16 protein-coding genes are annotated in these 14,414 nt (G+C 56.3%); 5 read left to right on the top strand and 11 right to left on the bottom strand.

The features are described 5' to 3' along the window. Positions 1-51: 51 nt before the first annotated feature. The 3 genes from trpB (at position 52) to ACE1BR_RS07130 (ending at position 3,166) form a co-directional block, all read left to right on the top strand. Positions 52-1,245 carry a tryptophan synthase subunit beta gene (gene trpB, locus ACE1BR_RS07120; RefSeq protein ID WP_374868886.1) on the top strand — a complete coding sequence of 398 codons (1,194 nt, stop codon included), beginning with the start codon at positions 52-54 and terminating at the stop codon, positions 1,243-1,245. Then, the gene (gene trpA / locus ACE1BR_RS07125; RefSeq protein WP_374868888.1) at positions 1,242-2,048 is read left to right on the top strand and encodes a tryptophan synthase subunit alpha; all 807 of its coding nucleotides are present in this window, start codon (positions 1,242-1,244) and stop codon (positions 2,046-2,048) included. The genes trpB and trpA overlap by 4 nt, the downstream gene beginning before the upstream one ends. Positions 2,049-2,683: 635 nt before the next feature. Then, complete coding sequence (locus tag ACE1BR_RS07130; protein ID WP_374868890.1) at positions 2,684-3,166, top strand: SHOCT domain-containing protein; 483 nt, start codon at positions 2,684-2,686, stop codon at positions 3,164-3,166. 691 nt (positions 3,167-3,857) lie between these two features. On the opposite strand, the gene ACE1BR_RS07135 is transcribed toward ACE1BR_RS07130, so the two are convergent. Both ACE1BR_RS07135 and ACE1BR_RS07140 read right to left on the bottom strand, forming a co-directional pair. Further along, positions 3,858-4,391, bottom strand: a complete 534-nt coding sequence (locus ACE1BR_RS07135; protein WP_374868892.1) for a metal-dependent hydrolase — start codon at positions 4,389-4,391, stop codon at positions 3,858-3,860. Positions 4,392-4,553: 162 nt separating this feature from the next. Further along, positions 4,554-4,787, bottom strand: coding sequence for a hypothetical protein (locus tag ACE1BR_RS07140; RefSeq protein WP_374868894.1), 234 nt, complete (start codon positions 4,785-4,787; stop codon positions 4,554-4,556). 215 nt (positions 4,788-5,002) lie between these two features. On the opposite strand from ACE1BR_RS07140, the gene ACE1BR_RS07145 reads away from it, so the two are divergent. Continuing rightward, positions 5,003-5,515: a hypothetical protein gene (locus tag ACE1BR_RS07145; protein ID WP_374868896.1), complete on the top strand. Its 513-nt coding sequence runs from the start codon at positions 5,003-5,005 to the stop codon at positions 5,513-5,515. Between the two features lie 182 nt (positions 5,516-5,697). Here the strand turns inward: ACE1BR_RS07145 and ACE1BR_RS07150 are convergent, their stop codons facing one another. From ACE1BR_RS07150 to ACE1BR_RS07190, 9 genes are all read right to left on the bottom strand, one after another. Beyond that, positions 5,698-6,543 (bottom strand): hypothetical protein, encoded by an 846-nt coding sequence (locus tag ACE1BR_RS07150; protein ID WP_374868898.1) that lies wholly within the window; start codon positions 6,541-6,543, stop codon positions 5,698-5,700. An 86-nt stretch (positions 6,544-6,629) separates the two neighbouring features. Beyond that, positions 6,630-6,908, bottom strand: coding sequence for a hypothetical protein (locus ACE1BR_RS07155; RefSeq protein WP_374868900.1), 279 nt, complete (start codon positions 6,906-6,908; stop codon positions 6,630-6,632). Positions 6,909-7,335: 427 nt separating this feature from the next. Continuing rightward, complete coding sequence (locus tag ACE1BR_RS07160) at positions 7,336-8,547, bottom strand: NupC/NupG family nucleoside CNT transporter (protein ID WP_374868902.1); 1,212 nt, start codon at positions 8,545-8,547, stop codon at positions 7,336-7,338. Positions 8,548-8,902: 355 nt separating this feature from the next. Then, on the bottom strand, positions 8,903-9,334 hold the full coding sequence (gene arsC, locus ACE1BR_RS07165; protein ID WP_374868904.1) for a glutaredoxin-dependent arsenate reductase: 432 nt from the start codon (positions 9,332-9,334) through the stop codon (positions 8,903-8,905). A 76-nt stretch (positions 9,335-9,410) separates the two neighbouring features. After that, positions 9,411-10,475, bottom strand: a complete 1,065-nt coding sequence (gene arsB, locus ACE1BR_RS07170; protein WP_374868906.1) for an ACR3 family arsenite efflux transporter — start codon at positions 10,473-10,475, stop codon at positions 9,411-9,413. A gap of 119 nt (positions 10,476-10,594) precedes the next feature. After that, the gene (gene arsA, locus ACE1BR_RS07175) at positions 10,595-12,358 is read right to left on the bottom strand and encodes an arsenical pump-driving ATPase (RefSeq protein WP_374868908.1); all 1,764 of its coding nucleotides are present in this window, start codon (positions 12,356-12,358) and stop codon (positions 10,595-10,597) included. 27 nt (positions 12,359-12,385) lie between these two features. After that, positions 12,386-12,754 (bottom strand): arsenite efflux transporter metallochaperone ArsD, encoded by a 369-nt coding sequence (arsD, locus tag ACE1BR_RS07180; RefSeq protein WP_124243287.1) that lies wholly within the window; start codon positions 12,752-12,754, stop codon positions 12,386-12,388. A 4-nt stretch (positions 12,755-12,758) separates the two neighbouring features. Next, a complete protein-coding gene (locus ACE1BR_RS07185; RefSeq protein WP_201959840.1) occupies positions 12,759-13,127 on the bottom strand; it encodes a helix-turn-helix transcriptional regulator in 369 nt (122 codons plus the stop codon). Between the two features lie 251 nt (positions 13,128-13,378). After that, positions 13,379-13,777 carry an META domain-containing protein gene (locus tag ACE1BR_RS07190; RefSeq protein ID WP_374868910.1) on the bottom strand — a complete coding sequence of 133 codons (399 nt, stop codon included), beginning with the start codon at positions 13,775-13,777 and terminating at the stop codon, positions 13,379-13,381. A 157-nt stretch (positions 13,778-13,934) separates the two neighbouring features. Here ACE1BR_RS07190 and ACE1BR_RS07195 point away from each other — a divergent pair, with 157 nt between their 5' ends. Next, on the top strand, positions 13,935-14,414 hold the full coding sequence (locus tag ACE1BR_RS07195; protein ID WP_374868912.1) for a hypothetical protein: 480 nt from the start codon (positions 13,935-13,937) through the stop codon (positions 14,412-14,414).

Below are 14,414 nucleotides of genomic sequence, written 5' to 3' on the forward strand. Positions count from 1 at the left end.
CATGCACCAAATGAATGAACTGCTTAAGCCTATAAATACAAGGAATAGTCTATGACCCTGCTCAACCCGTTTTTTGGCGAATTTGGCGGTATGTATGTACCCCAAATCCTGATCCCCGCCCTGCTCCAGCTGGAGAAGGCCTTTGTCGATGCTCAGGAAGACCCGGCCTTTATCGCCGAATTTCAGGCGCTCTTGACCGAGTATGCCGGTCGCCCGACGCCGCTGACCCTGACCCGCAATCTGACCAAAGGCACCAAGACCCGCCTCTATCTCAAGCGTGAAGATCTGCTGCACGGCGGTGCCCACAAGACCAACCAGGTGCTGGGTCAGGCGCTGCTCGCCAAGCGGATGGGCAAGACCGAGATCATCGCCGAGACCGGCGCCGGTCAGCACGGCGTCGCCACTGCGCTGGCCTGCGCCCTGCTCGGCCTCAAGTGCCGGGTCTATATGGGTGCCAAGGATTGCGAACGCCAGAAGCCCAACGTATTTCGCATGAAGCTGATGGGCGCCACCGTCATTCCGGTGCACTCCGGCTCCGCCACCCTGAAAGATGCCTGCAACGAGGCACTGCGCGACTGGGCTGCCAACTACGAGTCGGCCCACTACCTGCTGGGTACTGCCGCCGGTCCGCACCCCTTCCCCACTATCGTGCGGGAATTCCAGAAGATGATCGGCGAAGAGGCCAAGGCCCAGTGCTTCGAGAAGGAAGAGCGCCTGCCCGATGCCGTACTCGCCTGCGTCGGCGGCGGCTCCAACGCCATCGGCATGTTTGCCGACTTTATCGACAACCCTGAAGTGCGTCTGATCGGCGTCGAGCCGGGTGGTCACGGCATCGAAACGGGTGAGCACGGTGCGCCGCTCGGTCACGGCAGCAAGGGGGTCTTCTTTGGCATGCACTCCTACCTGATGCAGGATCCGCAGGGCCAAATTCAGGAGTCCTACTCCGTCTCGGCGGGGCTCGACTTCCCCTCTGTCGGCCCGCAACACGCCTATCTGGCTTCCATCGGCCGCGCCGAGTATGTCTCCATCACCGACAAGGAGGCGCTGGACGCCTTCCTGGAGCTGGCCAAATCCGAGGGGATCATCCCGGCACTGGAGTCCGCCCATGCCCTGGCCCACGCCCTCAAGATGGCCCGCAGTGAACCGGAGAAAGAGCAGGTACTCATCGTCAACCTCTCCGGCCGTGGCGACAAAGATATCTTCACCGTTGCCGACATTTTCGAGAAAGAAGGAACCTTGTCATGAACCGTTACGCACAACTCTTCTCCCGTCTGGACGAAGCCAATCAGGGCGCCTTTGTGCCGTTCGTGATGCTGGGTGACCCCACCCCCGAATTGTCGCTGGCCATCGTCGATGCGCTGGTCGCAGGGGGCGCCGATGCCCTCGAACTCGGCATTCCCTTCTCCGATCCGGTAGCGGATGGCCCCACCATTCAGGGCGCCGCCCTGCGTGCCTTCGAGAGCCACACCACCCCGGACGACTGCTTCGAGCTGCTTGGCCGCATCCGCACCAAGTACCCGCAGCTGCCCATTGGCCTGCTGGTCTACGCCAATCTGGTCTATGTGCGCAAAATTGACGGCTTCTACGAGAAGTGCCAGCAGGCAGGCGTGGATTCGGTGCTGGTCGCCGACGTGCCGGTGCAGATGTGCGCCCCCTACAAGGCGGCCGCCGACAAGTTCGGCATCGACAGCATCTTTATCGCCCCGCCCAATGGCGACGCCGAGACCCTGAAACAGGTGGCGGAGCTGGGCAATGGCTACACCTATCTGGTGAGCCGTGCCGGTGTGACCGGTGCCGAGACCAAGGCCGGCATGCCGGTTGAAGGGCTCGTCAACACATTGCGCGAGTTCAACGCCCCGCCCGCCCTGCTCGGCTTTGGCATCAGCGAACCGGCTCAGGTGCGTGAGGCCATCGCCGCTGGCGCCGCCGGTGCCATCTCCGGCTCCGCCGTGGTGAAGATCATCGAGACCCACCACCAGAACCCGGCCCATATGCTCACCCGTCTGAAAGAGTTTGTGGAAGGGATGAAGGCCGCGACCAACCGCTAAGGGATTGCATTGGCCAAATGCCATTGGCCGTGAGTGATCCGGTTGCGTATCCGCCTCACCCATAGGTGTATCGCTGCATCACCACATCAAAGGGAGCCTGACCGGCTCCCTTTCTTTTTATCGCGTCCCCCGCTTGCAGCGCTGGGCGTGTTACCCCCTCTCCCTCCGGGAGAGGGCTGGGGTGAGGGCTGCTTTGCATTCCCTGCCAAATGAGGTGCTCTCTCAACCCACGCCTCAATGACTAATTTATTGATCCAACACAGATTCCCGCCAAAACCCGCTTCTCGACATGCCACTCTCCCCCTTAAGATAGCCAAACGACAATCCCTCTCTCGGGAGCGCACCATGGCTGCGATTGTTGCTATCCCGCAGGTTAACAGCAGCGAACTGGGAGCTGTCACTCAGGGGCGGTAGCGTGGTTTTTTGTAGGTTGGCGCTGCGTGTAGCAAAGCTCAACATGCGAACCTTATTGCGCCAACCAGATCGGGATAAACAAGGATGTGGCAAAACCGTAAAACAGAGTTTCAGATATATTCGCGGTAAACGTTGGGCTTCACTTCGTTCAGCACCAACCTACGATTTTTAGTCCAGCATATGAGATGTTAAAATGTTATGTGAAGAAATAGGAGAAAAGAATGAAATACAGAGCGGTCAGTATTGTACTACTAGCTTTATTGATAACTGCTTGCACGAGTAGTGGGGTAATACCTATAGGCCCTGATACCTACACCATTGGCACCACTAGTGAGCTGAGTCCGGCCTTGGCAAAAAAGCAAGCAATGGAAGAAGCAGTGGCATATTGTCGATCACATGGAAAAGAGATTATGCCAATGCAAATTCAACGAGGCTCACACCAGGATTCATTTGGGGACAGCCTGGCAACCTTCGATTACACATTTAGATGCCTAGATCGCAGTGATGCCAGCCTTGGCCGTCCTGAATTAAAGGATCCTACCATTGATGTACGCCTTGATCAAAATATTAAAAACACAGGAAGTGTCGAATCGAAATCAGATCTTTACACTGAATTGAAAAAGCTTGATCAGCTCAAACGCGATGGAATTCTTACTGAGAACGAATTTCAAGAGCAAAAAAAGAAGCTGCTAGAGCGTCATTGAGAATCTCACATAACTAGGCAAATACTATCTGACAGCCAAAAGATGGGAGTCCCAGCTCTTTAGGGAAACATGAACAAGTATGTTCGAATAGCGTATCGTATTCGGGAATTCGCATTGTCGATCAATATACCGAGTCAGATTGGTAGATTTGCAGAATAAACGCCTTAGGTGGGCAAATTTTAGGCCCCTATAGCGTTGAACAAGGTGTAGCATAGCCAATACTCAACAAGTTGGGTGTCCCTGTGTTATCTATCTGTCACTTTATGGGCAAAAAAAAACGCCAATCACTTCGTAAGTTGATTCGAACGCTATGCCATAATTTTTTCAAAACAAAGGAAGTTACCTTGACAACCAATGTTACGTTATTGAACGCATCTGGAAAATTAAGCAGATATTCCGATTTGCTGAAAGATGAAATTGAGAGCCCTCTAACTAGAGTCGGTGAGTTTTTTGAACTGTCAGCGATTGATATCACTGTATCACCATTTCAAAAAGGTGAGGAGTCGCCCTCTGGTTTAGGTGGATATGCACTTAGTGAGCATAGAGTTGAATTGTTAGTTGATTGTTCCCGAGACGATATAGACAAGGTAATTAAATCTGAGCTGCTTGAGATTTTGGAGAAGAGATGGGTGTCCAAGTTTTTATTTTTGGCTCAACCACGATATATCCAGCACCCTTTCCAATCCCACCACTACCGTCCCCTTCCCCACACCCGCCATCCCATCAACGCCAGCATCAATACAACCCCCGGCAGCCAGACCCAGTAGAGCTCGGAGAGGATCACCGCTTCACCTCGGGCGGTGAGGTATGCCTCAAGCTTGAAGGGGGCAACCCGGATCACCTGCCAGGGAGCGAAGAAACGCTCGTCACGCCACGGCCAGAGCCAGCCAACCCCCTGGCCGCCGGTGGTGAGGGAATCGAGCAGACTGTGGGAGAGCAGCGAGATCAGCAAAAATGACCAGACGGTAGCGGCGCTGGCCCTTAACTGGCGATGAAACAGCATGGCCAGAGTGGGCAGGGCAAAGGCGAACAGCAGGGAGTGGGTAAAGCCGCGGTGGCCAAAGACATGGCCGTAGGCAACCCCCAGCTTAAAGGCGAGCACGTCGGCATCGGGCAGCATGGCGATGACAACCCCCGCCAACAACAAGCGCGGCGGAATGATCCGGCTGCCAAGCCCGAGCCCAAGGCAGAGGGGCACGGCGGCGTGGGTGACGATGGTGGGCATAGCGTGAAGCTCCAACAGCAAACGTGCGTCTACCCTACCCCCGCTCGGTGAAGTAAACGTGAAGAGCCTGACCATATAACTGGCGATAGCAGGCTCTCTTGCTTATCCCGCCAGCCAAGCGGGTTGATGCAAACAGCTCACGATTTCAGCAAGGGCCATGGTTTAACGGACAGTTCTGATATCAGAAAATAAAAGCCCCTGCTCGAATAATTGGTGCTGACAAAACCCGTCGCGATGGCTCAACTCATATTCACCAATATCAGTCCAACCGCAGGCCCCGGCAATGACAGTGCAGAGGGTAGTAAACCGGATACCAACGGGTAGCTTGGCGGCTTTAGCACCTTGGCCGCTATCCTGATTCAGGATGACATGTTGCTTGGACGTATCAATATCCACACAAATGGCCTCCACACGAGGCATAAGATCACACCGGGATCTGTGGCTTCACCATTTCAGCAATCAGTACCCAAAATAATGATGCTATTGCCCTGGCTTCAGCCAGTGATCTACTATCTGGCGCCGCTATTAAGTGGCAATACAAGGCCCATCATTCCACCAGAACGGTGCCAATATCCGCACAGGCCGTTGAATTCAAACGTTATAAGGTACTTATGAGAAGCATCATCATCATTTTCACTATGATCCTGTCGCAGGCAGTGTACGCGTTGGACCTGCCAGAGGGCTGGCGCATGCCTACCGCACAGGAGTTGGCCGATGAACCCTTGCGGAATGAGTCTCCAACAAAATATTCAACCGCCGAGGGAGATTTTAATGGTGATGGCAAGACCGATTATGCCTTTTTATTAAAAAGCACAAAGTTTAGTGGTGAAGGATTGTGGGTAAAACTGTCTACTGCTAATGGCGATGAGTGGATCGTCCTTGAGCAAACCGACTGGGGTAAAGAGTATCCAAACGTCAATCTTGCTATGGGGATCGACCTTGCAGATAAGGGACGTTATACCACGTTGTGTGGCAAGGGTTATTGGACCTGCGAAAAGGGTGAACCGGAGACATTAACACTGGAAAACCCGAGCATACACTACTTCAAATTTGCAAGTTCTGATTCAGTGTTCTTTTGGAACAAGAAATCAAAGAAATTTGACCGTGTATGGCTAAGTGATTAAGACCTTATAGCAAGGCTCTGGACAGCGAGCCATAACCTCAAAATGTGAAGGGAGTCTGTTCAGACTCCCTTATGATTGACCGCTCTCGGGTATTAACGAAACGATGCAATATTCTGGCTTGCAACTCATACTGCATCGTTTCGCCCAAACGATGTTCTCGAGATCAATCAGCTTTATAGGCTCTAGTCTACTCGCTGGCTTTTATTATCCTCTCTGTATTTGATCAGCGTGAAACTCTTACCACAATTGCTGCTACCGCCGCTAACTTCTGACTGGTCCGTATTAAATGAGGTGTAAGCAAGAGTAGTATTTATTTCACTCGCCCTCAACGCCAACCGGATCTCGGTAAGAGCAAGGCCTTTCTTGGTTGGGGTGCAGATAAGCTGTACTGCGTTACGGCTGACATCTTCACCATAGGTATCGACAATCACCTGTTTGAAGTCAGCAGTATTGACCTCTTCACCATAATTATCTTTCATAAATTTGCCGACAGGACTATTCCTGAGATCGCGATTTAAACTGATCATCGCCCCAAAATAATCCTCTGGTTTGAAGCCAAAACAGACTCCATGCTTGGCGTACTCATATTGATGCAAGCAAGTCGGCTCTTTGATACCCGGCATATACTTCACCAGCCCCTGGTGAAACGCCGGTGACATATCAACAGGCTTGCTATTACACCATGGCTTGGTCGCACTGGGGTAATTCCTCTCTGTTTGGGGATTATAAACCGCATTACACCCTTTTTTATGCCAGTTACCCACGCTGATGTTCAGAGATTCGGGTAAACTCGGCCACAACCCATGAATGGTCAGTGCATCAAGCTCACCTTCACCGTTACGCAGATTAGGGCATTCAGCAGGGGAGTAACCTTTGGACTGGCAAAACCCGGGTTGCCAAGAGAGTGCCAGCACATAGGTATCAAAATTAGTATGTTCCCCCTGTGGAAATAAATCAGCAGCACGTACCGCATATGAAGATGCACCCAGAAGTAAAATCGAGGAGATAGCGAGTAGTGATTTATGCATGTTACTGTTCCATAGCTGTCAATTATTACATCCATCAACAATTACTGCCTGCTGATGCCCATCGCCATTATTAATGGATTCCTTAATTAACCACCCAGCGCCAACAGCAGATCCATACAGCCTGATTGCATCGCAATATCAATCAATATGAAGAGCAGGGGCTGCCAGGAGGCGATGAAAACCACCGAGGCGAATTCGGATAACAAACAAATGATTCCCTTGGCAAGACCAGTCATAAAGCTTGAGATAACGTTATTACCTGCTTCAGAGTGGCCATATGACCGGGGCTTGTGTATAGAGTAGACATCATCAGCGCCCATGAGGGATAAGGCTGATATCAGGGGGTTGCAGTTCACGATGAGCATTAAACCTGCCGACTAGTGTTGCACAAAATTTTATGCACACTGGTCAGCCATCATCTTGAACTCCCCTCCCTAACCTTGGCGATAGTAGTTTTTATTACTCGAAGTATGTGTGATGCTCTGCACAAAAAAGCCATGACAATTAACTCTGAGATAATTCGCCCTCATCCATACGAACATCTCAAACCGGGAGCATTGTCATATAACTGAATTGTGGCAGTCGCTCTTCGTTACTTTCAAATAACTCAATTTCAATCTCGCCATTCATTAATAGCTATCCTCTTCGCGGCATATTCAAAATTACCAAAATGATATAACTGGCGATAAAACTGCCTGGCTGGCAGGTGACAATAAAAATGCCCCGCTTGTCGCAAGACAAGCGGGGCATTGTTTAATCTGCGGCTGATCCACCAGCCATCACCTCAAGCTGTCAGGCCAGTGAGGCAAAAATCCCGGCCAGGGTGGCGCTCATCAGGTTGGCCAGAGTCGCCGCCAACACCGCCTTGAAGCCCATATTGGCCACATCGTGACGGCGCTCCGGCGCCATGGTGCCGATGGAGCCGAGCTGCACCGCAATGGAGCCCAGATTGGCAAAACCACAAAGGGCGAAGGTGATGATGATCTGGGTATGGGCGCTCAGATCGGCCTTGATATTGGCAAAGTCCAGATAGGCGACGAACTCGTTCATGATCACCTTCTGACCAATGAGCGAACCAGCTGCCATCATCTCGCTGGCGGGCACACCAATCAGCCAGGCCACCGGGGCAAACAGATAACCCAGCACCTGCTGCAGGGAGAGATCGGCCCAGCCGAACCACTCGCCGACGGTGGTAAGACCGGCGTTGATCATGGTGATGACACTGACAAAGGCAAGCAGGATGGTACCGATGGCCACGGCGATCTTCATGCCGTTCATGGCGCCGCCCGCCAGCGCGTCGATGGCGTTGCTGTAGTCGCTCTTGTCGAGGGTGATCTCGGCCTGCTCACTCACCTGCTGCTGCTCCGGCACCAGCAGTTTGGCCATCAGGAGGCCACCGGGCGCCGCCATAAAGGAGGCGGCAATCAGGTATTTAAGATCCACTCCCAGACCGGCGTAACCGCCCAGCACCGAGCCCGCCACCGAGGCCATGCCGCAGGTCATCACCGCAAAAAGTTCGGAGCGGGTCATTCCGGCGAGGAAGGGGCGAATAAGCAGCGGCGACTCCCCTTGCGACAGGAAGATGTTGCCGGTGGCCACCAGAGATTCGGCGCGGCTGGTACCGAGCAGGCGGTGTACAGCACCGCCCAATACCCGGATCACCCACTGCATGATGCCGAAGTGGTAGAGCACCGCGATCAGCGCGCTGATAAAGATCACCAGCGGCAGCACCCGCACGGCAAAGATAAAGCCGTTGCTGGCCAGATCGCCAAACACGAAGCGGATGCCGCTGTCGGCAAAGCCAAGCAGGGCGGAGACGCCATTGCTCATGGCACCGAGCATGATTTGTCCGGGGGGGAAATAGAGCACCAGGGCGGCAAAACCGGTTTGCAGGGCGAGGGCCCCCAGCACGGTTCGCCAGCGGATGGCTCGGCGGTTTTCACTAGCCAGCCAGGCGATAAACATCAGGGCCAGCATACCGACCAGACTCAATAACAGTGTCATCTTGCACCTATGAAGAGAGGAGTTTCATATGGCAAGTCTGCAGACAGGCGTCGCGGGAGATCCGGCGGAGAGGTGCCGACCCACGCGACACGCAGACCACAAACCTACAGGTTAGTGGCGGGTCCCATCCTGGGGTCATTCACGTTCCGGGTGACAGCATGTATCGGGTGACGCCAGCGCCGTCGCAGGGGGATATGCGGCCGGGTGGCAGGTCGGGCGGCGATGGTACAGTGATCCATGTCACAAAAAAAGCGATAAAACGATTGGTCGGGATAACTCCTTCAGTTTTTTCAAAAAAAAATGCGGCCAGCGTAGGGCTGGCCGCATTGCGCTGCGTATTGGAGCATTCAGGCGATTACTTGAGCCGCTTGCCGCTCGCGTCCACCACCTGCTCGCCATCCTCCTTGGAGAAGGCACCTTTTTGCTGATCGGGCAAAATATCGAGCACCAGTTCCGACGGGCGGCACAATTTGGTGCCGAGGGGGGTGACGACGATGGGGCGGTTGATGAGGATGGGGTGGGCCAGCATGGCATCGACCAGCTCATTATCGCTGAAACGATCTTCCGCCAGACCAAGCGCCTCGTAAGGGGGCACGTTCTTGCGCAGCAGATCGCGCACCGGCATGCCCATGGCGGCGATCAGCGCCACCAGCTGGTCGCGGTCGCGGGAGGGGGGCGTCTCCAGATAGTGGATCACGATGGGCTCGACGCCGCTGTTGCGAATAAGCTCCAGGGTGTTGCGGGAGGTACCACATTCCGGGTTGTGATAGATGGTGATTGCACTCATTGACCTGTCTCTCATTAATCAAGTGAATAGTAAAGTGGATAGCATCAGTTAGCCGCCATCTGTTAACGGCCATCGGTTAACGGCTCAGCCCCGCTTCGTACCAGGGTTTGCTGGCGTTGACGATGCGCACCACCAGCAGCATGACCGGCACCTCGATCAGCACCCCGACCACGGTGGCAAGCGCCGCGCCGGAGTGAAAGCCGAACAGGCTGATGGCGGCGGCCACCGCCAGTTCAAAGAAGTTGGAGGCACCGATCAGGGCTGAAGGACAGGCGACCGAGTGCTTCTCCCCCACCTTGCGGTTAAGCCAGTAAGCCAATCCCGAGTTGAACAGCACCTGGATCAGGATCGGCACCGCCAACAGGGCGATGACCAGCGGCTGCTCGATGATGGCGTTGCCCTGAAAGGCGAACAGCAGCACCAGCGTGAGCAGCAGGGCCGCCACCGACCAGGGCTGGATGCGGGTCATGACGCCGTCAAAATGGGCCTCTCCCTTTTTCAGCAAGGCCTTGCGCAGCAGTTGGGCAATGATGACCGGGATGACGATATAGAGCACCACCGAAGTCAGCAGGGTATCCCATGGCACGACGATGCTGGAGACCCCGAGCAGCAGCGCCACCAGCGGGGCAAAAGCAAACACCATGATGAGGTCGTTCACCGCCACCTGCGACAGGGTGAAGTAGGGATCGCCGTTGGTGAGGCGACTCCAGACAAACACCATGGCGGTGCAAGGGGCCGCCGCCAGCAGGATCAGCCCCGCCACATAGCTGTCGATTTGATCCGCTGGCAGCCAGTCGGCAAACAGCACGCGGATAAAGAGCCAGCCGAGGAAGGCCATGGAGAAGGGTTTGACCAGCCAGTTGATAAAGAGGGTGACCCCAATCCCCTTCATATGGCCCTTCACCTGATGCAGGGCACCGAAGTCGATCTTGAGCAGCATGGGGATGATCATCACCCAGATCAGCAGCCCCACCGGCAAGTTGACCTTGGCCACCTCCATGGCACCGATCGCCTTGAACAGATCCGGCAACCCCTGCCCGAGGCCAATTCCCACCACAATGCAGAGGGCGACCCAGGCGGTCAGATAACGTTCAAAAAAACCGATGGCAGGCACGGCCTTGGCATCACATGTTGCAGACATCACAGCTCCCGATGCGGCGCAATTCCGCATCTTCTATTGATTCAAAAAAGGTTCAAAACCCGGGTTCATAACCAGTAACGGCATATTCAAACCGCCCCGGCACGAGCCGGGGCGGCAACTCAATGGTGCTGGCAAAGACGGCGCAGGGCATCGGGCCCCACCGGCTCTTCGGCCAAGAGCGGCACCACGGCGTAGCGGCTGGCGTGCATCTGCTCGACCGCCTCGATATGGGGCAACTGGCGCTCGGCCCGCAGTTGCAGCAGCGGCGAGCAGACCGCGGCTTGCTGCAAACTGTGGTTGATGAGCCAGCCCCAGGGCTCGATGCCAGCGCGGCGCAGATCGGCCTGCAGATTGGCCGCCTCCTGCACCGGCGTCGGCTCGGGCAGGGTCACAATCAGCACCTTGGTCTGTTTGGGATCCTGCAACTGCATCATGGGAGTGGTGAAGTGCAGCCCCTTGTTCCCCATCTGGCGGGCGATCTCCCTGTGATAGGCGCCAGTGGCGTCGAGCAGCAACAGGGTATGGCCGGTGGGAGCCGTATCCATCACCACGAAGCGCTTGCCCGCCTCGCGAATGATGCGGGAGAAGGCCTGAAACACGGCGATCTCCTCGGTACAGGGGGAGCGCAAGTCCTCCTCCAGCAGTGCCCGCCCCTGCTCGTCCAGCGCCGCCCCCTTGGTGGCCAGCACCTGGGCGCGGTAACGCTCGGTCTCGGCGTGGGGGTCAATGCGGCTCACCTCAAGATGGGGCAGACTACCTGCCAGGGTCTCGCTCAGGTGCGCGGCGGGATCCGAGGTGGTGAGGTGCACCGGCAAGCCGCGGCTGGCCAACTCCACCGCCACGGCGGCCGCCAGCGTGGTTTTGCCCACCCCGCCCTTGCCCATCAGCATGATGAGGCCATGGCCATCGGCGGCCAATTCATCCACCAGCGAACTCAACTCGGGCTGAGCTGGCTGATGGGTTGACGTTGCCAGTGGTGCCTGCTCACCAGCATCCTGTGGTTGCAGCAGTTGGCGCAGGCTCTCGACCCCCACCAGATTGGTAGCCAGTAGCGGGATATGATCCTGCGCCAACCCTTTTATCCCCAGCGGCATCTGGGCAAGCGCCTGTTGTTCACGCTGCCAGAGCGCCATTGCCAGCGGATCTCCGGCAATGGCCCCCTCAGGGAAGAGGCCATTGATCACCAGTTGCTGGTTCAACAAACCGATGGCGGCCAGCTCTTCGTGGGTGCGGGCCACTTCTCGCAGGGTGGAGTGCTGGGCGCGCGCCACCAGCACCAGCCGGGTGCGAGCGGCATCGGCCAGCGCGGCGACCGCCTCGCCATACTGGCTGCGCTGTTTCTCCAGCCCCGCCAGCGGGCCGAGGCAGGAGGCATCCCCCTTGCCCTGCTCCAGAAATTCGCTCCAGGCTCCCGGCAGTTGCAGCAGCCGGATGGTGTGGCCGGTCGGGGCCGTATCAAAGACGATATGGTCATACTCGGCCAGCAACGTTTGATCGGTCAGCAGCGCGGTGAATTCGTCAAAGGCGGCGATTTCGGTGGTGCAGGCACCGGAGAGCTGCTCCTCGATGCTGCGCACAACGCTCTCGGGCAACTTGCCGCGCACCGGGCCGACAATCCGCTCCCGATAAGCTTTGGCCGCCGCGGGAGGATCTATCTCCAGCGCCGACAAGCCGGACAAAGCGGTGATGGCGGTAACGCGATTGCCGATCTCGGTGGCAAACACCTGCCCCACGTTGGAGGCGGGATCGGTACTCACCAGCAGCACCCGCTTGCCAATATCACAGAGAGCCACCGCACTGGCGCAGGCCAGCGAGGTCTTGCCAACCCCGCCCTTGCCGGTGAAAAAGAGAAACGGCGGCGGATTGGTCAGAAAGTGGTACATAGTCTCTCCCGAATGACGCGTTGCAACTCAGCAGCAACCGCTGCCGGAGCAGCAGCCGCCCTTGACGATCCCCTTGATAGCCGCTTGTGGCGCAGGTAACCCGGCATAACGGGCCAGCTCGCTGCGGCTCGGATAGCGGCCGGTCAACACCACCTGACCCTCCACCAGCACCAGCGGCAATCCCTCCTCCCCGGCGTGGGTCAGAAAAGCGCTGACGGCAGGAGTCTCGGCAAACTGCATCGGCTGCTGGGCCAGATTGAAACGCTCGATGGCAACCCCCTGCTCCTTGGCCCAGGCAAGGTCGGCAGCAAAGGTGACCAGCGCCTGATCAACCTCGGTGCCGCAGACACCGCTGGAACAACAGAGGGCGGGATCAAAAATCTGAATGGCTGACATGGCATTACTCCTTGTTGCAGCAAGGCTGCGCAGGCAGAACATGGGGGGAGCAGGCTGACTCGGCGCGCATCATGCCGCACGCCTCGGGATGACCGGCGCAGCACTCCTCGGTGAGGTAGGCGATCACATCCAGCATCAGGGGGATATTGGCGCGGTAGCGCAGAAAGCGCCCCTCCTGCTCCACCGACAACAGACCGGCATTGAGCATCGCCTTGAGGTGAAACGAGAGGGTATTGGGGGCAATATCGAGCTCGCTGGCCAGTTCACCGGCGACTCGCCCCTCCAGCCCGGCCTTGACCAGCAGCCGCCACACATCGAGCCGGATGCCGGAAGCCAGCGATTCAAAGACCTTGGTGGCCGTCTCTTTGTTCATGATTGTCCCTCGCTGAATGCCCTTTCATTTCAACTATACAAGAATTATTGAAATGATCAAGATACGTACCGAAGCGAAGGTACGATGTTCTGGCATAAAGTCGAGCGAATAGGGAAATAGACGCGTGGATATAGAGAGCGACAATGGGCTCGCCGCAGATAAACAGACGCCCTCCACGGGGAGGGCGTATCAGGGCGTTTGACGCGCCTGCGCAGTCAGTGCTGCCAGGGTAATCAGACGAACGGCGTGCCTTATTTGGTGGCAGGCACGGCGTTGAAGGTGAGCAGGGTAGCCTTGTTGGCATCGCTCAGGGTCAGTTGGTTACCATGGATGGAGTAGGTGGCCACCTTCTCCAGCTTCTGCAGGTACTCCATCTCTTTGTTCATCTCATCGCCGATGCACATCATACGGGTTGCCCCCATGGGGCCCAGCGTCAAGACACCGTCACCCTGCTTGGTGATGCCGCCAAAATAGCCATTGCAGCCACCCTTGCCCGCCACTTTGCCATCGACAACTTGCAGGGTGAAGGTATCGCCACTGGCACCTTGCAGCTGCCAGCTGGATGCCTGCAACTGAGCCATGGTAGAACCGGCCGCCATTGCGCAGCCTCCCAGTGCCAGTGCCGCCAGCAGAGTCAGTTTCTTGTTCATGGATTCACCTCTTAATGATTGAACTCATCAATACGGCCGCTTGTTTATCATGACCAGCGCCCATGCCAAAGGATTTTATTATGATCCTGACTCACTACACTCCCAACTGGCATGTGCCATGCTTAGGCTCAGTTCCGGACCCAGGGAGGGGAAACGAATGGTCAAGTCGTTCATCATTACACTGCTTGCATCCTGCACCAGCATGGCCGTACAGGCCGCCGACTGGACTGTGGTGCAGCCGCAATCCAACCCGTCACTCTATGTCAAAAGTTACTCGGGTGTGCTGCTCAATGGCCATAACCATCACAGCGACAGTTTTGATCTCTGGCTGGTCAACAGCGGCTATCAATATCCGGTTCTAGATGATGTCACGCTCTTTATGGAAGCGGGCCCGGCGGTCGCAGATCAGAACCGCCAATCTGGCTTCAACATGACCTCGGGGGTTCGTTATCAGCTCTCGCCATCGTTCAAGATTGGCAGTCAAATCAAACATCTCGAACTCAATCAGGGCAGCACCCTGCTGGAGCTCAACTCCAGCCTGTTGCTCACCCCCCGACTCTCCCTCACCGCCAACTATGGTGTCAGCGCCTTCACGGCCGATCAGGCGCTGAGTCTGGGCGTCGGTTTCAACTTCTGA

This window comes from Aeromonas sp. MdU4 (genome assembly GCF_041929505.1).
In the GTDB taxonomy this organism is placed as follows: Bacteria; Pseudomonadota; Gammaproteobacteria; order Enterobacterales; family Aeromonadaceae; genus Aeromonas.